The sequence below is a fragment of the Micromonospora sp. NPDC049374 genome (assembly GCF_040677165.1).
In the GTDB taxonomy this organism is placed as follows: domain Bacteria; phylum Actinomycetota; class Actinomycetes; order Mycobacteriales; family Micromonosporaceae; genus Micromonospora.
In genome coordinates this window covers 405,118-426,142 of record NZ_JBFAQH010000004.1, presented here as the reverse complement: position 1 = coordinate 426,142, position 21,025 = coordinate 405,118, and the positions used below count along the sequence as shown (strand labels likewise).

General features: G+C 70.6%; 12 protein-coding genes and 3 pseudogenes. 13 read left to right on the top strand and 2 right to left on the bottom strand.

Annotated elements, in window-relative coordinates; all coding sequences use genetic code 11:
- Window positions 1-8: 8 nt before the first annotated feature.
- Genes AB0J93_RS10235 through AB0J93_RS10225 form a run of 3 tightly spaced genes read left to right on the top strand, consistent with a single transcriptional unit; the run spans window position 9 to window position 11,039 of the window.
- Complete coding sequence (locus tag AB0J93_RS10235; protein ID WP_363920207.1) at window positions 9-1,142, top strand: acyl-CoA dehydrogenase family protein; 1,134 nt, start codon at window positions 9-11, stop codon at window positions 1,140-1,142.
- A gap of 49 nt (window positions 1,143-1,191) precedes the next feature.
- The gene (locus AB0J93_RS10230; protein WP_363920205.1) at window positions 1,192-1,506 is read left to right on the top strand and encodes a phosphopantetheine-binding protein; all 315 of its coding nucleotides are present in this window, start codon (window positions 1,192-1,194) and stop codon (window positions 1,504-1,506) included.
- Window positions 1,506-11,039, top strand: coding sequence for an amino acid adenylation domain-containing protein (locus AB0J93_RS10225; protein WP_363920202.1), 9,534 nt, complete (start codon window positions 1,506-1,508; stop codon window positions 11,037-11,039). The genes AB0J93_RS10230 and AB0J93_RS10225 overlap by 1 nt, the downstream gene beginning before the upstream one ends.
- A 222-nt stretch (window positions 11,040-11,261) precedes the next feature.
- On the opposite strand, the pseudogene AB0J93_RS10220 reads toward AB0J93_RS10225, so the two are convergent.
- Window positions 11,262-11,384 (bottom strand): annotated as a pseudogene (locus AB0J93_RS10220) (alpha-hydroxy-acid oxidizing protein); the annotation flags it as partial.
- 57 nt (window positions 11,385-11,441) lie between these two features.
- Window positions 11,442-11,516: pseudogene (locus tag AB0J93_RS10215) on the bottom strand (hypothetical protein); the annotation flags it as partial.
- Window positions 11,517-11,556: 40 nt separating this feature from the next.
- Here AB0J93_RS10215 and AB0J93_RS10210 point away from each other — a divergent pair.
- The 10 genes and pseudogenes from AB0J93_RS10210 to AB0J93_RS10165 form a co-directional block, all read left to right on the top strand.
- Window positions 11,557-11,694: pseudogene (locus AB0J93_RS10210) on the top strand (IS5/IS1182 family transposase); the annotation flags it as partial.
- A 220-nt stretch (window positions 11,695-11,914) separates the two neighbouring features.
- Window positions 11,915-12,916 carry a ParB N-terminal domain-containing protein gene (locus tag AB0J93_RS10205; RefSeq protein ID WP_363920200.1) on the top strand — a complete coding sequence of 334 codons (1,002 nt, stop codon included), beginning with the start codon at window positions 11,915-11,917 and terminating at the stop codon, window positions 12,914-12,916.
- An 885-nt stretch (window positions 12,917-13,801) separates the two neighbouring features.
- Window positions 13,802-14,731 carry a ParB/RepB/Spo0J family partition protein gene (locus AB0J93_RS10200; RefSeq protein ID WP_363920198.1) on the top strand — a complete coding sequence of 310 codons (930 nt, stop codon included), beginning with the start codon at window positions 13,802-13,804 and terminating at the stop codon, window positions 14,729-14,731.
- A gap of 213 nt (window positions 14,732-14,944) precedes the next feature.
- Window positions 14,945-15,280 carry a LuxR C-terminal-related transcriptional regulator gene (locus AB0J93_RS10195; RefSeq protein ID WP_363920196.1) on the top strand — a complete coding sequence of 112 codons (336 nt, stop codon included), beginning with the start codon at window positions 14,945-14,947 and terminating at the stop codon, window positions 15,278-15,280.
- Window positions 15,281-15,508: 228 nt separating this feature from the next.
- Window positions 15,509-16,516, top strand: coding sequence for a 3,5-dihydroxyphenylacetyl-CoA synthase DpgA (dpgA, locus tag AB0J93_RS10190; protein ID WP_363920194.1), 1,008 nt, complete (start codon window positions 15,509-15,511; stop codon window positions 16,514-16,516).
- Window positions 16,513-17,172 (top strand): enoyl-CoA-hydratase DpgB, encoded by a 660-nt coding sequence (dpgB, locus tag AB0J93_RS10185; RefSeq protein WP_363920192.1) that lies wholly within the window; start codon window positions 16,513-16,515, stop codon window positions 17,170-17,172. Before dpgA ends, dpgB begins: the two co-directional genes overlap by 4 nt.
- A complete protein-coding gene (gene dpgC / locus AB0J93_RS10180; RefSeq protein ID WP_363920190.1) occupies window positions 17,169-18,470 on the top strand; it encodes a (3,5-dihydroxyphenyl)acetyl-CoA 1,2-dioxygenase DpgC in 1,302 nt (433 codons plus the stop codon). Before dpgB ends, dpgC begins: the two co-directional genes overlap by 4 nt.
- Entirely contained in the window at window positions 18,467-19,255 is a 789-nt protein-coding gene (gene dpgD, locus AB0J93_RS10175) for an enoyl-CoA-hydratase DpgD (RefSeq protein ID WP_363920188.1), read from the top strand. The genes dpgC and dpgD overlap by 4 nt, the downstream gene beginning before the upstream one ends.
- 25 nt (window positions 19,256-19,280) lie before the next feature.
- Window positions 19,281-20,636: a cation:proton antiporter gene (locus AB0J93_RS10170; protein WP_363920186.1), complete on the top strand. Its 1,356-nt coding sequence runs from the start codon at window positions 19,281-19,283 to the stop codon at window positions 20,634-20,636.
- Entirely contained in the window at window positions 20,633-20,998 is a 366-nt protein-coding gene (locus AB0J93_RS10165) for a GTP cyclohydrolase I (protein ID WP_363920184.1), read from the top strand. The genes AB0J93_RS10170 and AB0J93_RS10165 overlap by 4 nt, the downstream gene beginning before the upstream one ends.
- The last annotated feature ends 27 nt before the right edge of the window (window positions 20,999-21,025 follow it).

Here is a 21,025-nt window from a genome sequence, read left to right as displayed (position 1 = left end):
GAGGCTTCATGGAGTTCGGCTGGACACCCGAGCAACGAGCGCGGTACGACACCGCCCTCGCCGCGGCCCGGCAGCGGTTCGCGCCGGAGAGCGGCGCGCCGGGGATCGCACCCGCGGACTGGCGGGCGCTGGGCGAGCTCGGGCTGCTCGGCGCGAGCGTCGAACCCAAGTTCGGCGGCGGCGGTCACGGCGCTCTCGATACCGCGCTGCTGTTCGAGGCGTTCGGCCGCGGCTGCCCCGACACCGGCCTGGTCTTCGCCGCCGCCGCCCACCTCTTCGCGTGCGCGATGCCGATCGCGGAATTCGGCGACGCCCCGCTGAAGGAGCGGCTGCTGCCGGACATGTGCGCGGGGCGTACCGTCGCCGCCAACGCGATGACCGAGCCGGACGCCGGCTCTGACGTCGCGAGGCTGGCCACCACGGCCACCCCGGTCGACGGCGGCTACCTGCTGAACGGTGTGAAGAGCTTCGTCAGCAACGGGCCCCTCGCCGACGTGCTCGTCACCTACGCCACCACCGACCCGGCGGCCGGGCACTTCGCGGTGACCGCGTTCGCGGTCGAGCGCCGTACCGCCGGGATCGGAGTGGGCGAGCCGTTCGGCAAGCTCGGCATGAAGTCGTGCCCGGCCGGCCAGGTCACGTTCACCGACTGCTTCGTGCCCGGAGACCAGGTGCTCGGCGAACGCGGCCAGGGCTCGGTCGTGTTCCAGGAGTCGATGCGCTGGGAGCGCACGTGCCTGTTCGCGCTCTACGTCGGACTCCAGGAACGGCTCGTCGAGCAGGTCATCGAGCACGTCCAGCAGCGCAGCCAGTTCGGGCGGAAGCTGACCGAGTTCCAGTCGGTGACCAACCGCATCGTGGAGATGAAGCTCCGCCTGGAGAGCAGCCGGCTGCTGCTGTACCGCGCCTGCTGGCTGCTCGACCGCGACGAGCCCGGCGCGCTGGCGTCCGCGCTGTCGAAGCTGGCCGTCTCCGAGGCCGCCGTCGCCGGCGCCACCGACGCCGTCCAGGTGCTCGCCGGTCGCGGCTATCTGACCCAGCACGGCTTCGAGGCCGCGCTGCGGGACGCGGTCGGCGGAACGATCTTCTCCGGCACGTCCGACATCCAGCGCCAGATCATCGCCCGCGAGCTCGGGCTCTGACCGCCCTCGTACGCACATCCACCGCCGCTTGCATCGAAAGGCTGCTCCGATGGCCAAACCGGAAAACGACGTTCTGGAGGCGGTGCTCGTGCACTGCTGGGAAACCGCGCTGCGGCGTCGGCCGATCGACGTGCACGACGATTTCTACGCGCTCGGCGGCCATTCGCTGGTGGCCATGAAGATCGCGCACCGGCTGCGGAGCATCTTCGGCCACGAGGTGCCCTACCTGGCGGTGCTGGAGAGCCGCACCATCGCCGCGCTGGCGGGCAACCTGCGGGGCCTGGGGGCGTCCGCGACGGACCTGGACCGGGCCGGGCGCGCATATCTGGACACGCACGACACGAGTGGGCTTGGGGACCGGTGATGGGTGAGCTGCGCGAGTTGACGAGCGGTCAGTGGGGTGTCTGGAACGCCCAGCAACTCGAACCGGACAACGTCGCGTTCAACGTCGCCGAGTACGCCGACATCCGCGGCGACCTGGACGTGGCCGCCTTCATCGCGGCCCTGCGCCACGCGGTGACCGGCGCCGAGGCATGCCGGCTGCGGATCCGGCTGGTAGACGGCGTTCCCCGGCAGTACGTCGGCGACGTCGTCGACCCGGTGCTTGTCGACCTCAGCGCCGAACCCGACCCGCGAGCGGCCGCCGAGGCCGCGATGCGCGCCGATGTCCGGCAGCGGATGGAACTGCTCGACGCCCCGCTGTGCAGCCACGTCCTGTTCGTGCTCGGTCCGCAGCGGTTCCTCTGGTACCAGCGGCTGCACCACCTCATCGTCGACGGGTACAGCCTCGCCCTGTTCGCGACCGCGGTGGCCGACGCGTACGAAGCCCTGGCCGGGCTGTCCCCGGCCGGCGGCACCGAACCGTTCTCGGTGCTGATCGACGCCGACCGCGAGTACCGGGAGTCCAGCCGGCCCGCCCGCGACCGCGAGTTCTGGTCCGGCGAGCTGATGGATCTCCCGGACAGCGCCCTCCCGGCCGGGCGGCGCCGGTGGCTGCCGGGCGCGGTGGCGCGGCACCGGCACCTGATCGGCGGACCGGTGGCGGCCGGCCTGCGCGCCGCCGCGGCCGGGCTCGGCACCAGCATCGGCGGGCTGGCCATCGCCGCCGGCGCCCTGCACCAGTTCCGCCTCACCGGGGAGCGCGACATCGTGCTCGGCGTCCCCACCCTGGGCCGGGAGACCGCCCGCGAGTTCGCCACCCTGGGCATGGCCGCGAACGTGATGCCGGTGCGGCTCCGGATCGACCCGGGGGAGTCCCGTGCCGGCTTCGTGGCCCGCACCTCCCGGACCGTGCTGGCCGCGTTGCGCCACCAGCGATACCGCTACGAGGACATGCTCCGTGACCGCAATGCCGTCGACACCGCCCCGCTGTTCCAGCTGAGCGTCAACGTCATGTCGTTCGACTACCCGAGCCGGTTCGGCGACTGCACCGTCACGATCCGGACCCTGTGCTCAGGCCCGGTCCACGACCTGCGGGTCAACGTCTACGACCGGCCCGGCGTGGCCGAGCTGCACGTCGAGGCCGAGGTCAACGGCGACCGGTACGCAGAAGCCGACGCCGAGCTGCTCTCCCACCGGTTCGCCGCCGCATTGCAGTCGTTGACCGACGCGGCGCACGGCGAGCCGGTCAGCAGCACGAGCCTCCTGACCGAGGACGAACGCCGGCGGGTGCTGGTTGAGTGGAATGTGCCGGCTGAGCCGGAGACGGCCATGAACGCGCATGGGTTGTTCGAGGCTCATGTGCAGCGGGCGCCGGATGCGGTTGCGGTGGTGGGTGATGGCGTCGAGTTGACGTATGCGGAGTTGGACGCTCGGGCGAGTCGGCTGGCGGGTTGTCTGCGTGGTCGTGGGGTGGGCGCGGACTCGGTGGTGGCGTTGCTGTTGGAGCGTGGTGTCGATTTTGTGGTCGCGGTGCTGGGTGTGTGGAAGGCGGGCGGGGCGTATCTGCCGGTGGATCCGCGTTACCCGATGGAGCGGATCGAGTTCATGGTCGCCGACAGTGGGGCGAGTCTGTTGGTGACCTCGGGTGTCGAGGTGCCGGGTGTTGCGACGGTCCGTTTGGATGATCCGGCGGTGGTGAGTGGGCCGGAGACGTCGGTGGAGGTTTCCTCGGGTGGCCTCGCCTATGTGATCTACACGTCGGGGTCGACCGGTGTGCCGAAAGGTGTGGCGCTGACGCACGGCGGTGTGGTGAATCTGGCGGCGGCGTTCCAGCAGCGGATGGGTGCGGGGCCGGGGCATCGGGTGTTGCAGTTCGCGTCGATCGGGTTCGACTCGGCGACCTGGGAGGTCGTCAATTCGTTGTGTTCGGGTGCGACTCTTGTGGTCGCGTCGGCGGACGAGTTGTTGCCGGGCGCGGGTCTGGCGGAAGTGGTGCAGCGGCATCAGGTCACGTACGCGTGTCTGCCGCCGGCGGTGCTGGCGCGGCTGGAGTCTACGGATCTGGCGTCGGTGACGGCGTTGATCTCGTCGGGTGAGGCGCTGGGTCCGGAGTTGGTTCGTCGTTGGTCGGCGGGTCGGGCGTTTTTCAACGGCTACGGTCCGACCGAGACCACTGTGGCGGCGGCGACTTCGCAGCCGCTGGCGCCGGGCGACGAGCCGGTGATCGGTACCCCGATCCGCAATACTCGCGCCTACGTCTTGGACAGCACTCTCTCTCCGTCTCCGGTGGGGGTGGCCGGTGAGCTCTACGTGGCCGGCTCGAGCCTTGGCCGCGGCTATATCCAGCGGACGGGGCTGACGGCGCAGCGGTTCGTGGCGTGCCCGTTCGGGTCGGGCGAGCGGATGTATCGCACCGGCGACGTGGTGATGTGGACGGCTGACGGGCAGTTGGCGTTCCTGGGGCGCGCGGACGAGCAGGTGAAGATCCGCGGGTTCCGGGTCGAGCCCGGCGAGGTCCAGGCACTGCTCGCCGCCCACCCGCAGGTGGCCGAGGCCGCGGTCATCGTCCGTGAGGACACCCCCGGCAACAAGCAACTCGTCGCCTACGCTGTCTCCGAGCTCACCGACGGCGAGTTGCTCCAGTACCTGGCGCAGCGACTGCCCGGCTACATGGTCCCCGCGGCGCTGGTCATCCTGGACCGGCTGCCCCTGACCCCCAGCGGCAAACTCGACCGACACTCGATGCCCGCACCCGCCCAGGTGACCGGCTTGGACGCCGACCGAGCGCCGGCCGACGAGCGCGAGGCCGTCCTGTGCGAGGTGTTCGCGCGGGTCCTCGGCCGCGACCGGGTTGGCGTGGACGACGACTTCTTCCGACTCGGCGGACATTCGCTGCTGGCCGTCGAGCTGCTCTCGCAGGTCCGCACCAGGCTCGGCGTGGAGCTGACCATCCGGGCCCTGTTCGAGGCGCCGACCCCGGCCGGGCTGGCCCGGGCCGCGTCGGCCGAGCCGGTGGCCGTACCGGCCGATCTCCTCCTCGGCCTGTCCGAAGCTGACCTCCAGCGGGCGGTGGCCGCCGTCGGCGGCGACGTGGCGCATGTCTATCCGCTGGCGCCGGTGCAGGAAGGCCTGCTCTTCCACCACCTGCTGGCCGCGGGCGGCGACGACCCGTACATCACGGCTTGGATGCTCGAGTTCACGTCGCGCCCGGTGCTCGACCGGCTCGTGGACGCCCTCCAGCACCTGGTGGACCGGCACGACGTCTACCGCACCGCGGTGGTGTGGGACGGGCTGCCCGAGCCCGTGCAGGTCGTGCGCCGGACGGCCACCCTGCCGGTGGTCACCCATGTGCTGGACGCCGACCACCCCGATCCGGCCGGGCGGCTGGTCGAGCTGGCCGGCCCAGCCATGGACCTGCGCCGGCCCCCGCTGATGGACCTGCATCTCACCGAGTCCAGCGGCGGCTGCTGGCTGGCGTACCTCCGCATGCACCACATCGTGCAGGACCAGCAGGGCACCGAGGTGCTCATGCGCGAGCTGCGGGAGATCCTGGCCGGGCGCGGCGACCAACTCCCGCCGACGCTGCCGTTCCGGGACTTCGTCGCCCGGGCCCGCAGCATCCCGCAGGCGGAACACGAACGGTTCTTTGCCGGGTTGCTCGGCGACGTCGAGGAGCCGACCGCCCCGTACGGCCTGATGGACGTCCGCGGCGACGGCCCGGACCCCGTGACCGGGGTGGTGGCGGTGCCGGACGACGTCGTCGACCGGCTGCGCGACGTGTCCCGGCGGCTCGGCGTCAGCGCGGCGACGGTCCTGCACGTCGCCTGGGGCCGGGTCGTGGCGGCGCTGTCCGGCCGCGACGACGTCGTGTTCGGCACGGTGCTGTCCGGGCGGATGACCGCCGGCTTCGGCGCGGACCGGGTGGTCGGTCCGTTTATCAACACGCTTCCGGTGCGGGTGCAGACCGGCCGCCTCGGCGTGCGGGCCGCGATCGAGGGCATGCGCGCCCAGTTGGCCGCGCTGGTCGAGCATGAGCACGCGCCGCTCGCCACCGCGCAGCAGGCCAGCGGCGTCGGCGAGAACACGCCGCTGTTCACGTCGCTGTTCAACTACCGCTTCATCGAGCACGAGGACCGGGACCGCGACGGCGAGGACATCTGGGACCGGGCGGTCGAGGGCGTACGCACCGTGCGCGTCCACGACCGCACCAACTACCCGCTGGCGGTGGCCGCGGACGACTTCGGCGGCGGCGGGCTGAGCCTGCGGGTGCAGGCGATCGCGCCGATCGACCCTGACGAGGTGGGCCGGCTCCTGAGCACTGCACTCGCGACCGTGCTCACCGCGGTGGACGACCGACCGGCCACGCCGCTGCACTTGGTCGACGTCCTCGATTCGGCCCAGTTGAACCGCTTGCTGGTTGAGTGGAATGTGCCGGCTGAGCCGGAGACGGCCATGAACGCGCATGGGTTGTTCGAGGCTCATGTGCAGCGGGCGCCGGATGCGGTTGCGGTGGTGGGTGATGGCGTCGAGTTGACGTATGCGGAGTTGGACGCTCGGGCGAGTCGGCTGGCGGGTTGTCTGCGTGGTCGTGGGGTGGGCGCGGACTCGGTGGTGGCGTTGCTGTTGGAGCGTGGTGTCGATTTTGTGGTCGCGGTGCTGGGTGTGTGGAAGGCGGGCGGGGCGTATCTGCCGGTGGATCCGCGTTACCCGATGGAGCGGATCGAGTTCATGGTCGCCGACAGTGGGGCGAGTCTGTTGGTGACCTCGGGTGTCGAGGTGCCGGGTGTGGCGACGGTCCGTTTGGATGATCCGGCGGTGGTGAGTGGGCCGGAGACGTCGGTGGAGGTTTCCTCGGGTGGCCTCGCCTATGTGATCTACACGTCGGGGTCGACCGGTGTGCCGAAAGGTGTGGCGCTGACGCACGGCGGTGTGGTGAATCTGGCGGCGGCGTTCCAGCAGCGGATGGGTGCGGGGCCGGGGCATCGGGTGTTGCAGTTCGCGTCGATCGGGTTCGACTCGGCGACCTGGGAGGTCGTCAATTCGTTGTGTTCGGGTGCGACTCTTGTGGTCGCGTCGGCGGACGAGTTGTTGCCGGGCGCGGGTCTGGCGGAAGTGGTGCAGCGGCATCAGGTCACGTACGCGTGTCTGCCGCCGGCGGTGCTGGCGCGGCTGGAGTCTACGGATCTGGCGTCGGTGACGGCGTTGATCTCGTCGGGTGAGGCGCTGGGTCCGGAGTTGGTTCGTCGTTGGTCGGCGGGTCGGGCGTTTTTCAACGGCTACGGTCCGACCGAGACCACTGTGGCGGCGGCGACTTCGCAGCCGCTGGCGCCGGGCGACGAGCCGGTGATCGGTACCCCGATCCGCAATACTCGCGCCTACGTCTTGGACAGCACTCTCTCTCCGTCTCCGGTGGGGGTGGCCGGTGAGCTCTACGTGGCCGGCTCGAGCCTTGGCCGCGGCTATATCCAGCGGACGGGGCTGACGGCGCAGCGGTTCGTGGCGTGCCCGTTCGGGTCGGGCGAGCGGATGTATCGCACCGGCGACGTGGTGATGTGGACGGCTGACGGGCAGTTGGCGTTCCTGGGGCGCGCGGACGAGCAGGTGAAGATCCGCGGGTTCCGGGTCGAGCCCGGCGAGGTCCAGGCACTGCTCGCCGCCCACCCGCAGGTGGCCGAGGCCGCGGTCATCGTCCGTGAGGACACCCCCGGCAACAAGCAACTCGTCGCCTACGCTGTCTCCGAGCTCACCGACGGCGAGTTGCTCCAGTACCTGGCGCAGCGACTGCCCGGCTACATGGTCCCCGCGGCGCTGGTCATCCTGGACCGGCTGCCCCTGACCCCCAGCGGCAAACTCGACCGACACTCGATGCCCGCACCCACGTACCCGGACGACGCCGGGTCCGGACGCGGCCCGGCGACCGTACGGGAGGAACTTCTCTGCTCGATGTTCGCCGAGGTCTGCGGCCTCACGCGGGTCGGCGTCGACGACGACTTCTTCCGGCTCGGCGGGCACTCTCTGCTCGCTGTGCGGCTGGTGTCGCGGATCCGGGTGGTGCTCGACGTCGAAGTGCCGCTACGGCAACTGTTCGCGACGCCGACGGTGGCCGGGCTGGCGCACTGGCTCGCGGTGGGCGACGTGGACCGCGCCCGGCTGGCGCTGCGTGCGACCGAGCGGCCGCAGCGCATCCCGCTGTCGTTTGCCCAGCGGCGGCTGTGGTTCCTCGGCCAGTTGCAGGGCTCGAACCCGAGCTACAACATGCCGATGGTGATCCGGCTCGGCGGCCCGCTGGACGAGGCCGCGCTGGACAAGGCGCTGCTCGACGTGATCGTCCGGCACGAGTCGCTGCGCACGGTGTTTCCGTCCGTCATGGGCGAGCCCTATCAGCAGATCATCGAACCGGCCGGTCTCACCTCGGTGCTGACCCGGGTGCCGAACCAGCGCACCCACACCGATTTGCGCTTCCCGAGCTTCGCCGGGATGGCGGACCTGCCGTCGCTGGCGATCGATGTGGTCGAGCCGGCCACCGACCTCTCGCCCGTTGCGCTCGCCGTCGCCGACCTGTCCGACGCGGTGGTCGGCGTGACGCGGTACGAGTTCGACGTGTCCGCCGAACTGCCGATCCGGGCCTGGCTGTTCGAGGTCGCGCCGGACGATCGGGTGCTCGTCCTGGTGCTGCACCACATTGCCGACGACGGGCTGTCGATCGGCCCGCTGGTCCGGGACCTGTCGGCGGCGTACGCGGCCCGGCAGCACGGCAACGTGCCACTGTGGGAGCCGTTGCCGGTGCAGTACGCAGACTACGCGCTCTGGCAGCGGGAGCTGCTCGGTGACCCGGAGGATCCGGCCAGCCTGATGTCGCAGCAGACCGACTACTGGCGGCAGACCCTGTCCGGCATGCCGGAGGAGTTGGCGTTGCCGGTGGACCGGCCCCGCCCGGCGGTCGCGAGTCACCGCGGGCACAGCGTGCCGGTGCATGTCCCGGCGGAGGTGCACCAGCGTCTGGTGGATCTGGCCCGGACCGAGGGCGCGACCCCGTTCATGGTGCTCCAGGCGGCGCTCGCGGTGTTGTTCTCCCGGCTCGGCGCCGGTCCCGACATTCCGATCGGGTCGGCCGTGGCGGGGCGCACCGACGACGCCCTCAACCACCTGGTGGGTTGCTTTGTCAATTCGCTTGTGATCCGCACCGACCTCACCGGCGACCCGGAGTTCCGGCAGGTGCTGACCCGGGTGCGGGACGCCACGCTGGGTGCACTGGCGCACCAGGACGTCCCGTTCGAGCGGCTGGTGGAGGAGCTCGCGCCGTCCCGGTCGCTGGCCCGGCACCCGCTCTTCCAGGTGATCCTCACGATCCTCAACCCGATGACCGCGGGGCGGACGACCGACGACACCCCGGAGTTCGCCGGCGTCGAGTCGACTGCGTTGTTCGCCGGCAAGCAGGCCGCGAAGTTCGACCTGGACGTGCTGGTCGGTGAGACCTTCGACGCGTCCGGCCGCCCGGCCGGGCTGTACGGCGCGGTGACCGCTTCGGCGGACCTGTTCGACACCTCGACCGTCGAGCGGATCGTCGGCTGGTTCGCGCATGTGCTCGACGTGGTGACCGCGACGCCCGACCTGCGGCTGCATGAGGTCGAGGTGCTGGACCCGGCCGAGCGGTTGCTGGTCCTGCACGGCTGGAACGACACCACCGCGGCGGTACCGGCGGCGACGTTCGGCGAGATGTTCCGCGATCGCGTCGAGTCCACTCCCGACGCCGTCGCAGTGGTGTCCGGCGGCGTGGAGCTGACCTACGCGGATCTCGACGCCCGGGCCGATCGCCTGGCGTGGTACCTGCGCGAGCAGGGTGTCGGCGTGGACTCGGTGGTCGGGCTGTGCCTGCCGCGCGGGGTGGAGATGATCGGGGCGATCCTCGGCGTCTGGAAGGCCGGTGCGGCGTACCTGCCGGTCGATCCGGCGCTGCCGGTGGAGCGGATCTCGTTCATGCTGGCCGACAGCCGGGCGACGTTGCTGATGGGCGTCGAGGACGTGCTCGACGACCTGCCGGCGGGCCTGGTCCGGCTGGTGGCGCTCGACGATCCGATCGTGCGGGCCGTGCTCGCCGCAGCGCCGGCATCGGTGCCCGACGTGCCGGTGGACGGCCGCAACCTGGCCTACGTGATGTACACGTCCGGCTCGACCGGCGTCCCCAAGGGCGTCGCGGTGACGCACGGATCGCTGGCGAACTACGTGATCAGCGCATCGGCGCGGCTCGGCTGGTCCGGCGCTGGCACCCGGTACGGGCTCTTCCAGCCGCAGGTCACCGACCTGGGCAACACGGTGGTCTTCGTCAGCCTGATGACCGGCGGCCAGTTGCACGTGCTCGACGAGGGCGCGGTGGTGAACCCGGACGCGGTGGCCGACTATCTGGTGACGCACCGGATCGACTGCGTCAAGGCGGTCCCGTCACACCTGATGGCGCTGTCGGCCGGCCGTGGCATGGACGGCATCCTGCCGGCCCGGTCGCTGGTGCTGGGCGGCGAGGCGGCGCCCGCAGCTTGGCTGGGCGAACTGCTGGCGGCGGCCGCGGAGCATGGCACGAAGGTCTTCAACCACTACGGTCCGACCGAGACCACCATCGGTGTGGCCACCACCGAACTGACCGCGGTGGGGCTCACCGGTGAGGTGGTGCGGGCCGGCACGGCGATCATGAACACCCGGTTGTTCGTGCTCGACGGCGGCCTGGCACCGGTGCCGGTCGGCGTCGTCGGCGAGCTGTACGTCTCCGGTGACGGGCTGGCGCGCGGTTACGTGGGCCGGGCCGACCTGACGGCGGAGCGGTTCGTCGCCTGCCCCTTCGGGACCGGCGAGCGGATGTACCGGACCGGCGACCTGGTGCGGTGGACCGCCGACGGGCAGGTGGTGATCGTCGGCCGGGCCGACGACCAGATCAAGGTGCGTGGTTACCGGATCGAGCCGGGCGAGGTCGAGAACACGTTGCGCAGCCACCCTGCGGTGGTGCAGGCGGCGGTGATTGCCCGGGAGGACAACGCCGGCGACAAACGGCTTGTCGCCTACATCGTGGCGGCCGACGGCGACACCGACGCGGACGGCGAGCTGGTCTCCTCCGTCCGCAAGTTCGTCGCCCAGCGCCTGCCGGACCACCTGGCGCCGGCCTCGGTGGTCGTCCTGACCGCCATTCCGTTGACCGCCAGCGGCAAACTCGACCGCAACGCGCTGCCCGCCCCGAGCGCGGTGGGCGCCGGTGTGACCCGGCGGGCACCGACAACACCGGACGAGGAGAAGCTGTGCGAGGCGTTCGCCCACATCCTCGGCGTCGACTCGGTGGGGCTGGACGACGGTTTCTTCGACCTGGGTGGGCACTCGTTGCTCGCGGTGCGGCTCATCTCCCGGATCCGGGCCACGCTCGGTGTGGAGGTGGACATCCAGGTGCTCTTCGATGCGCCGACCGTGGCGCTGCTGGTGGGTCACCTCGGCGCGCGCTCGGAACGGCCGGCGCTGCGGCCGATGCGGCGGGACTGAGCCGGGTGAGCACCAAACCCGGTCAGCGAAGGCCGCGGCGGGCGGGCGGGGTGTCCAACCGTACGAGATCGATGGTCGGACGCCAGCCCGCCGCCGAACGGACGGTGGGGGGCCGGCGGGCGGCGGCGACGTCGACGCGTTCGGCGAGGCCCGTCGCGTCGTGTGGCTCGGCCTGCATCAGCCGCAGGACCCGCCGCGCGCCGCGCTCGCCGCCGACGGCTCGACGATGTCGGCGAGCGCGTCGATGCTGGCAACCGCGTCGTCGAGTTGGCGACCGCCGTGGTTGGACACCACGATTGCGTCGACGCCGTGCTCGACCGCCTGCCGCGCGTCGTCCGGGGCGACGGCCGATTCACCGTCGCGGTGGATGAGCTGCTGACAGGCCACCGGCGCGGCGGCGACCGGCAGCTCCACCGGCCGGCCGAGCACGGTCGAGCGGGTGGTGCATGCCGAGACGTCCCGCAGCATCCTGAGCAGGATAGAGACGTGTCCCGCAGGAGAAGGCGGTGAATTGATGGTGAATTGATCCCATGCCCCCATCCGTGCGCTCGATGAACGCACCATCGCCACCCCCAGGACCTGGCGATTGCTGAGCAAACTGCGCTACTGCCCTCGCCGCGCCACCGCGATCGTGCAGGTCATCCTGGCCCTGCACCAACGTCTGTGGAAGTTGTGGCCAAAAGGCGACTGGACATTATCCGTCTGGCCGACCTTTGTCCGACTGCTCACAGGTTTCCAAATCATTTCCGCAGGCATCCGTATGAACGGCCGGTGATCGTTCATCTTGGACAGTCGGACACCGTCGCAGGCCCTGTCCCCCGTGCTTACTATTCACCCGGCTCGGCGGATTGAACTGTGCCTCGGGGGAGCTCAGCATGGCTGAAACAATGAACAGGACAGTGCTTCGGACGGTTGCTTCGGCGTTCGACGACGATGTCGTACCGGAGCGGGAAGCGATGCGAACCAGCGACAGCCACGATTCGCATTGGCTGCCGGTGACCGCGCTACGGCCGGCGGACTCACCGCGGCGCGCAGGCGAGGACATCGGCCACATCGAGATGCTCGCGTCCATCGAGGATCGGCTGCCGCCGATCGTGGTGCACCGCGAGACCATGCGCGTCATCGATGGCATGCACCGCCTGCGGGCGGCGAAGCTGCGTGGCGACGACCGGGTCGAGGTCCGCTTCTTCGACGGCAGCGAGCAGGAGGCCTTCGTGTTGGCGGTCACCGCCAACACTACCCACGGCCTGCCGCTGTCCATCGGCGACCGGGCGCTGGCCACCGAACGCATCATCGCCTCGCAGCCGACCTGGTCGGACCGGGCCATCGCGGTGGCGGTCGGCCTCGGCGCGCGGACCGTCGGCAACATCCGCCGCCGTATGCAGGACCAGGCCGAGGTGGAGTCGGTCACCGCCCGCACCGGCCGGGACGGCCGCGTGCGCCCAGTGGACAACAGCGTGGGTCGGTTGCGGGCGTACGCCCTCATCAAGCAGCGTCCCGAGGCCTCGTTGCGGGAGATCGCCCGCGAGGTGGGCGTCTCGCCGTCGACGGTGCGCGACGTGCGGCTGCGGCTCGAGCGCGGCGAGGACCCGCTGCCGCAGGTGCGTCAGCGCCGGGAGAAGCCGGCCGTCCGGGAGGCGGTCTCGCGCATGCTCCAGGGACTGCAGAGCGACCCGTCGCTGCGGTTCACCGAATCGGGCCGGACCGTGCTGCGGTGGGTGCACTCGCGGGCGATCCGGGCGGAGGAGTGGGCCGAGGTCGAGCACAAGGTGCCGGCGCACTGCGCTTACATCCTCGCCAATGTGGCCCGCTCCTGTGCCGACGAGTGGCTTCAGATCGCCGAGGAACTTGAGCAGCGCACCACCCGCCCGGCCTGAAAAGGCGTGAGGTAACTGGAGGGCTACTCCGGGCCTGGACCAGCTTCGCCCCGGCGCGCTCCTGACACCATGTCTTACGTGCTAAGTACCGGCACGGCCTGGCGGCAGTCGACCAACCGACGCGGATAGCGCGGCAGCCGTCCAACCCCGTGTGCTCCCCGTTACGGGAGCAGTGGCTCGATCACCGTCGCCTGCGGATCTGTCAGCGACGACTCGTACGTCGGTTTGCAGACAAAACGACACACTCGTGATTTTCGCTGACACGGTCAGCGAATAATAAAGTCGAGGTACCACAACGCCCTCTGAGGTCGGCGTCTCATGGGGCTGGTCCTGGCAGAGCCGCCGAGCGAATTCGAGGAGATTCCGGTAGGTTACTAGCTAGTCGGTTGTTCTATTTGCCGGAATTCGGCAGTTCCGCCGGATCGGCGTCCGGAAGAGCAGCAAAAGCAGCATTCCGGGCCAGGGTGAGCGGTTAGGAATCACTGTCGCCCTTCCGACAAGGGTTGTGATCGTCTTCGGTCGATGTTATCTTCGGGCCGATTAAATCCTTGTTACCCAGTGCGCGATGGAATCAAACAGAGCGCGTGACGACCGCGGGGGAGAAGTGCATGGTCCTGGGGGGTAGTTAAGCGAGTCGCTTTCACATTGTCTTATCCAAGGGGCCGGAACGATTCTGCATTCGGCCGTCTGATCCATGCCGCTCGCACCTGGCTCTCGTGTGTTTCCGGATGCCGCTTCGAACACATACGTCTTAGCCTTGGAGTTCATTTGTCAGCCGAGGAAGAGGAATTAAGCCGTAGACCCCTGGTCCGAATGGATATCAGTGCGCTGTGCCTGGACGGATCCCCCCGGCTCGCCGGCCCGTGTCCGGACCATGTTCAGAACATGGTGGCCGCGCAGAGTGATCTGCCGCCGATAGTGGTGCACCGGCCGACGATGCGTGTCATCGACGGCGCCCACCGCGTCCGGGCGGCGCTCCAGCGCGGCGAAACCTCCATCACCGGGCGATTCTTTGATGGTTCCGAGGCCGAGGCGTTCGTGCTGTCGGTGTCGCTCAACGTCGCTCACGGCCTGCCGCTCGCCCTCGCCGATCGCAAACGCGCGGCGGAGCGCATCGCCACCCTCTATCCGCAGTGGTCGGACCGCCGGGTCGCCGCCGTGGCCGGCATCTCGCCGGGCACCGTTGGCTACATCCGCCGGCGGGTGGCCGGGGCTGCCGCGCCCGACGCCAGCCGGATCGGCCAGGACGGCCGGGTGCGTCCGCTGGACAGCAGCGCGGGCCGTCGGCTGGCCGGCCAGTTGATGACCGACAACCCGAACATGTCCCTCCGGCAGGTCGCCAAGGCCGCCGCGATATCCCCGGAGACGGCCCGCGATGTCCGCAACCGCCTGCTTAGTGGCGCGGAAGTGGTTCCGGCCCGGCGGCCTCGGGGCGCCGCCCCGGCGGCAGCGCCGCCCGGCGGCGACCGGGAGCCGCCGCTGAATCTCATCCGCTCCGGCGGCGGGCCGGCGTCGGCGTCGGCGATCGACCGTTCCGCCCTGGTTGACCGGCTGATGGCCGATCCGGCGCTGCGCTACTCCGAGACCGGGCGCAATCTGCTCCGGCTGCTGACCCTGCACGCCCGCTGGGCCGAGGAATGGGACAACATCGTCGACAACGTGCCGCCGCACTGTACCGACGTGGTGGCCGACCTGGCCGGCCAGTTCGCCGATCTGTGGGCCGATCTCGCCACCCGGTCGGTCCGGGACAACGTGTGGCGGGCTGACATGGGAAACGCCTCGCGGGGTGTTCGACGGCGCACCGCAAGTCGTTAGGTAAGCCCATCCGCGGCCGGGCTGTCGGTCTCCGGATCCTGGTGCCGCGTGCCCGGCGACGAGTAGTGGGGTCAGCTGAAGGCCGGGACCGCGGTGCGGTGACCGGCCGAGCCATCCTGTTCAACCGGCGTGCGGGCCCCGGTTGAACAGTCCGGGAATCAGTTGATCGATCGCCATCCAGCTTCTTGTCGCCGAAGCGAAGGGCGAGCTGGGGTGGATTCACCGGGCGCCGATGCGACGGGTGATGATCTGGACGATCGAATCGGTGGCCCTGTTGAGCGCCGGCGACAGTATGGCGGCGCTGGGCCGCGTCCAGGAAGTTTTCCACGCCGTGCCGCCGCCCGCGTGGGGCGTGGTGGTGGCCTGCCGCTGTCGGTCGTGATCCGCGCCAGCCTGGACCGGGGCGACCACACCAACCGGCAGATCGCCGAGCGTTTCTCCAGCACGGTGAGCACGGTGGAACAGCATCGAACCAAGGTGTATCTCAAATTAAATGTGCTCAGCCGCGCCGAACTTCAACGCCTGATGGGCGGTTGGACAGGCGTTTGACGTTTTCTGAGGTGCCTCCTTACGGTCGCAGGGTCAGGGTTCTTCACATTCCTCGGAGGTCGGGATGTCTGCGGCATCGGTCAAGGAGCTCATTCGTACCAAGCGCCGGATGTGGGGGTGGATGTACCGATGACGGCCACCCTCGAGAAGCCCGGCGATTCGGTATCCACCGGGGTCCCGCCCGCCATTTCGAGAATTGTCGGGGTAGGCACCGCGGTGACCGGAGCGATGGTCACCCAACCTGAATTGCTGGAACTGCTCCGAATCGACGACCCCCGGGTCCGGTCGGTTTACCTGAACAGTGCGATCGACACGCGCCGCCTCACTCTGCCGGAACCCGACGCGACCGGCCTGCGCCGTCCCGAGCCGCAGGGTGAGCTGTTGGCGAAACACCGCCGCCTCGCCATCGAGATGGGCAGTCAGGCCCTCCAGGCCTGCCTCAAGCGGGCCGGTGCCGCCCTCTCCGACCTGCGCCACCTCTGCTGCGTGACGTCAACCGGCTTCCTCACCCCCGGCCTCAGCGCGCTGCTTATCAAGGAACTCGGCATCGACCCGCACTGCGGCCGTTCGGACATCGTGGGGATGGGCTGCAACGCCGGTCTGAACGCGCTCAACGTGGTCGCCGGCTGGTCCGCAGCGCACCCCGGCGAGCTGGGCGTGGTGCTGTGCACCGAGGCCTGCTCCGCGGCGTACGCTCTCGACGGCACCATGCGCACCTCGGTGGTCAACAGCCTCTTCGGCGACGGCGCGGCCGCCGTGGCACTGGTCAGCGACCGGCCGGGCGAGTCCCGTCCGGGCCCGCGGATCCTCAAATTCGCCAGCTTCCTGATCACCGACGCGATCGACGCGATGCGCTACGACTGGGACAGCGACCTGGACCGGTTCAGTTTCTTCCTCGACCCGCAGATTCCGTACGTCGTGGGCGCCAACGCCGAGACCGTGATCGACCGTCTGCTCGCCGGCACCGGCCTGCGCCGCAGCGACATCGCGCAGTGGCTGGTGCACTCCGGCGGCAAGAAGGTCATCGACGCGGTCGTGGTCAACCTCGGGCTGACCCGGCACGACGTCCGGCACACCACCCGCGTCCTGCGCGAGTACGGCAACGTATCCAGCGGCTCGTTCCTGTTCTCCTACGAGCGGCTGGTCGAAGAGGGCGTCACCCGCCCCGGCGACTACGGAGTTCTGATGACCATGGGTCCCGGTTCGACGATCGAGACGGCGCTGGTCCAGTGGTGACCGCAGCCGGAGTCGGCGATCTGGTCCTGCACGTGGACGGACATCAGCCGGTCTCGCCGGCCGTCGTCGAGGCGGTGCTGGCCGTCTGCGATCGGGCCGAGGACGAATACGGCGCGGGCATGTTGACGGTGTACGTCTCCGGCGCCCCGCAGCCGGGCTGGACCCGCGACGTCAGCGTCGGGCTGCTGACCAAATGGGAACGGGCGGTGCGCCGGTTCGAGCGGCTCGGCATGGTCACCGTGGCGGTCAGCGCTGGCGACTGCGGCGGCACGGCGCTCGACCTGTTGCTGGCCACCGACATCCGGATCGCCGTCGCGGGCACCCGCCTCGTCGTGTCGGTGAGCGCCGACGCGACCTGGCCCGGGATGGCGCTGTACCGGCTCGCCCGGCAGGGTGGACGGCTGCGCCGGGCGGCGCTGCTCGGCACGCCGGTCGACGCTGGGGCCGCCACCGCGGCCGGCCTGCTCGACGCGGTCGTCGACCAGCCGGACGACGCGCTGGCCGAGGTCGCCACCGCGGTGGCCGGCCTGACCGGCAAGGAGCTGGCGATCCGGCGGCAACTGATGGCCGACGCCACCGAGCGCAGCTTCGAGGAGGCGCTCGGTGCGCACCTGGCCGCCTGCGACCGAGCCCTGCGCCGGGTCGTGGTCTCATGACCACGGCGGCCCTGCCGCGGAGCATCGCCGCCTATTGGGTGCACCTGGCTGACGCCGCGGCCCACGTCGACCGGGTGCTGGCTGCGCTGCCGTTGCCCACCCGGCGCACCACGCAGCAACGAGCCGAGGCGGCGGCCGCGCACGACGCGGCCCGCCGCCTGCGGGCGCGCTTCCTGGACGCGTACGCCGATCAGGTCTACGACGAGATCACCGGGGGCCGTACCCGGTATCTGCGGCTGGACGAGCTCGCCGAGGCCGCTGCCAACGCGTTCCCGGGGCTGGTGCCGACGGCCGCGCACCTGGCGGTGGAGCGGTCCCGGGCCCAGGCGGACAAGGAAGGCTACGAGATCGACCAGGGTATCTTCCTGCGGGCGATCCTGCGGTCGGCGCCGTCTGGGCGGCACCTGATGACTGCGATGCTGCGGCCCACCGACCGGGCACTGCGGCTGCTTCCCGAGTTCCGGCGCACTGGGCTGCTGGTGACCGAGGCGGTGCGACTGGAACGACGCGACGGGGTGGCCCGGCTGACCCTGTGCCGGCAGGATTGTCTCAACGCCGAAGACGAGCAGCAGGTGGACGACATGGAGACCGCCGTCGACCTGGCCCTGCTCGACCCGGCGGTGCGGATCGGGCTGGTGCGCGGCGGCGAGATGAGCCATCCCCGCTATCAGGGCCGCCGGGTGTTCAGCGCCGGGATCAACCTGAAGAGCATCAGCGCCGGCCGCATCTCGCTGACCGGGTTCCTGCTCCGGCGCGAGTTGGGCTACCTGCACAAGCTCGCCCGGGGCCTGGCCGACGACGATCTGGACCGGTGGCTGCCGCCGATGCAGAAGCCGTGGGTCGCCGCCGTCGACACGTTCGCGATCGGCGGCGGATGCCAGCTCCTGATGGTCTTCGACCACGTGCTGGCCGCCGCCGATGCCTACCTCAGCCTGCCCGCCGCCCAGGAGGGCATCGTGCCGGGCGCCGCCAACCTGCGCCTCGCCCGGATCGGCGGTGCCCGGCTGGCTCGCCAGGTCATTCTCGGCGGCCGCCAGATCGAGGCCACCGAGCCGGCCGCCGGCCTGCTGGTCGACGAGGTGGTGCCGTCCGGCGAGATGGACGCGGCGGTCGAGGCCGCACTGGCCCGGCTGGCCGGTGACGCCGTCGTGGCCAACCGGCGGATGATCAACGTGGCCGAGGAGTCTGTCGACGACCTGCGGGCATACCTGGCGGAGTTCGCGCTGGAGCAGGCGCTGCGCATCCACGCCCCCGACGTGCTGGCCAAGACCGGCCGGTTCGCGGAGCGCCCGGCATGACCGTGGATTACGCGAAGGCGTGCCACGTCGCCCGGGTCACGCTGAACCGGCCCGAGGTGCTCAACGCCATGGACCTGCGGATGCACGAGGAACTGGCCGAGATCTGGGACGACATCGAGGCCGACGACGAGATTCGGGTCGCGGTGCTGACCGGCGCGGGGGACCGCGCCTTCTCGGTGGGTCAGGACCTCAAGGAGAGCGCCCGCCTCACCGCGGCGGGCGTCCCGGCATCATCCTTCGGCAGCCGGGGCCGGCCCGGCTGGCCCCGGCTCACCGAGCGGTTCGACTTCAGCAAACCGGTGGTTGCGCGGGTCGACGGGTACGCACTCGGCGGCGGCTTCGAACTCGCCCTCGCCTGCGACCTGATCGTCGCCTCCGACCGGTCGGTGTTCGGGCTTCCGGAGGTACGCCTCGGGCTCGTCCCGGGCGCCGGCGGCGTCTTCCGGCTGATCCGGCAGATGCCTCCGAAAGCGGCGATGGGCTACCTGCTCACCGGCCGGCGCTTCGATGCCGCGACCGCCCACGCGTACGGGCTGGTCAACGACGTGGTGCCGGCCGCGCGGTTGGACGAGTGCGTGGCGGGCTGGGTCGCCGATCTGGTCGCGAGCGCGCCGTTGTCGGTGCGGTCGATCAAGGAGGCCGCGCTCCGCTCAGTTGACCTGCCGCTGCCGGACGCCTTTGGCGCCGACTACCGCTGGGAGGACCGGCGGCGGCACAGCGCCGACGCCGTCGAGGGCATCCAGGCCTTCGTGGCGAAGCGGACGCCGTCCTGGTCCGGGAAGTGATCGGTCTGACCGGAGGAGTCGCGAGATGACGTTGTCCGCGCCGCCCGGAGCGCTCGGCGGGCATTCCCTCCTGGTGTTCCTGATGGCGGTGACCGTGCTACTGCTGGTCGCCCAGCTACTCGGCCGCCTCGCGGAACGGGTGGGCATGCCCGCCATCGTCGGCGAACTGGCCACCGGCGTCATCCTGGGACCGTCGCTGCTGGGCCACCTCCTGCCCGGGGTGACCGCCTGGATCTTCCCGACCGACCCGGGGCAGATGAATCTGCTCGACGCGGTCGGCCAGATCGGCGTCCTGCTGCTGGTCGGACTCACCGGCACCCACCTGGACGTCGCCATGGTCCGGCGGCGCAAGGCCACCGCCGCGCGGATCAGCCTGGCCGGCCTGCTGCTGCCGCTGGTCCTCGGTCTCGGCACCGGCTACCTGCTGGCCAACTGGCTGAGCGGGTCGGTGGTGACCGACCCGCTGGTCTTCGCCGGCTTCATGGGAGTCGCCATGGCGGTGACCGCCATCCCGGTCATCGCCAAGACCCTCTCCGACATGCGCCTGCTGCACCGCGACGTCGGTCAGCTGACGCTGGCCGCCGGCACCATCGACGACGCGGTCGCCTGGTTCCTGCTGGCGGTGGTTTCGATGGCCGCGACCGTCGGGCTGAGCGCGGGCAGCGTGGTGAAGGCGATCGCCTACCTGATCGCGTTCGTCGTGCTCGCCGCGCTCGTCGGCCGGCCGCTGGTGCGCCGGGCCATGCGGTTCGTCGACCGCAGCCCGGAGGCCGGCCCCAGCATCGTGGCCGCCGTCGTCTTCGTCCTCTCCGGTGCGATCATCACTCAGGCGCTGGGCATGGAGCCGGTCTTCGGCGCCTTCGTGGCCGGCATCCTGGTCGGGCTTCCCCGCGCAGCGAACCAGGCGAAACTCGCGGCGCTGCGCACCGTGACGCTCAGCGTTTTCGCGCCGATCTTCCTGGCCACGGCCGGGTTCCGGATGGACCTGACCGCGCTGGCCCAGCCACGGGTCGCGCTCGCCGCAGTGCTGGTGCTGGCCATCGCCATCGTGGGCAAGTTCGCCGGCGCGTACGCCGGTGCCCGGCTCAGCGGCCTGAACCGGTGGGAGGGCCTGGCAATCGGCGCGGGCATGAACTCCCGGGGGGTGGTAGAGGTGGTGGTGGCCCTCACCGGCCTGCGCCTGGGTGTGCTCAACACCGCGACCTACACGATCGTCGTGCTGGTCGCCATCGTCACCTCGCTGATGGCGCCGCCGCTGCTGCGCTACACGATGGCCCGCGTCGAGTCCAACGAGGATGAACGACTCCGCAAGATCGATCACGACACCTGGAACGGTCTGCCGGCCGCCCGGCCGGCACCGGCTCCCGAGGAGAGGGCATGACCATCACCGCGAAATACGTCGTACGGGCCCGCCCGGCAAGCAACATCGGGGCCGCGGCCTTTCTCCAGGCGCTGTGCGTCGACCTGAGCCCGGAGAGCCTGCACGAGACGCCAGCCCGGATGGCCCGGCCCGATGCCGACCTGCTGACCGCCCCCGAGTGCAGATCGCCTACCGGCTCACCCGGGAACTGGAGCCGAACGGGGGTGGGCGTGGTGATCGAGGCCGAGCACCTGCGCATGACACTGCGCGGCGTCCAGGCGGCCGGCGCGCGCACCACCGCCTCGACGATGTTGGACGTACCGCGCGACGACGCACGTTACCGCGGCGAGTTCCTGGCCGCCGCCGGGCTGGGCGGGCGCTGAGATGCGCCGAGCCGAGCTGCATCCAAG

What these genes read in the sequence shown, in the direction of transcription:
- dpgA (WP_363920194.1), top strand. Translation starts at nt 15,509, where the DNA reads ATGGTCACCCAACCTGAATTGCTGGAACTGCTCCGAATCGACGACCCC.
- AB0J93_RS10165 (WP_363920184.1), top strand. Translation starts at nt 20,633, where the DNA reads ATGACCATCACCGCGAAATACGTCGTACGGGCCCGCCCGGCAAGCAAC.
- AB0J93_RS10205 (WP_363920200.1), top strand. Translation starts at nt 11,915, where the DNA reads ATGGCTGAAACAATGAACAGGACAGTGCTTCGGACGGTTGCTTCGGCG.
- dpgC (WP_363920190.1), top strand. Translation starts at nt 17,169, where the DNA reads ATGACCACGGCGGCCCTGCCGCGGAGCATCGCCGCCTATTGGGTGCAC.
- AB0J93_RS10170 (WP_363920186.1), top strand. Translation starts at nt 19,281, where the DNA reads ATGACGTTGTCCGCGCCGCCCGGAGCGCTCGGCGGGCATTCCCTCCTG.
- AB0J93_RS10235 (WP_363920207.1), top strand. Translation starts at nt 9, where the DNA reads ATGGAGTTCGGCTGGACACCCGAGCAACGAGCGCGGTACGACACCGCC.
- AB0J93_RS10200 (WP_363920198.1), top strand. Translation starts at nt 13,802, where the DNA reads ATGGTGGCCGCGCAGAGTGATCTGCCGCCGATAGTGGTGCACCGGCCG.
- AB0J93_RS10225 (WP_363920202.1), top strand. Translation starts at nt 1,506, where the DNA reads ATGGGTGAGCTGCGCGAGTTGACGAGCGGTCAGTGGGGTGTCTGGAAC.
- AB0J93_RS10230 (WP_363920205.1), top strand. Translation starts at nt 1,192, where the DNA reads ATGGCCAAACCGGAAAACGACGTTCTGGAGGCGGTGCTCGTGCACTGC.
- dpgD (WP_363920188.1), top strand. Translation starts at nt 18,467, where the DNA reads ATGACCGTGGATTACGCGAAGGCGTGCCACGTCGCCCGGGTCACGCTG.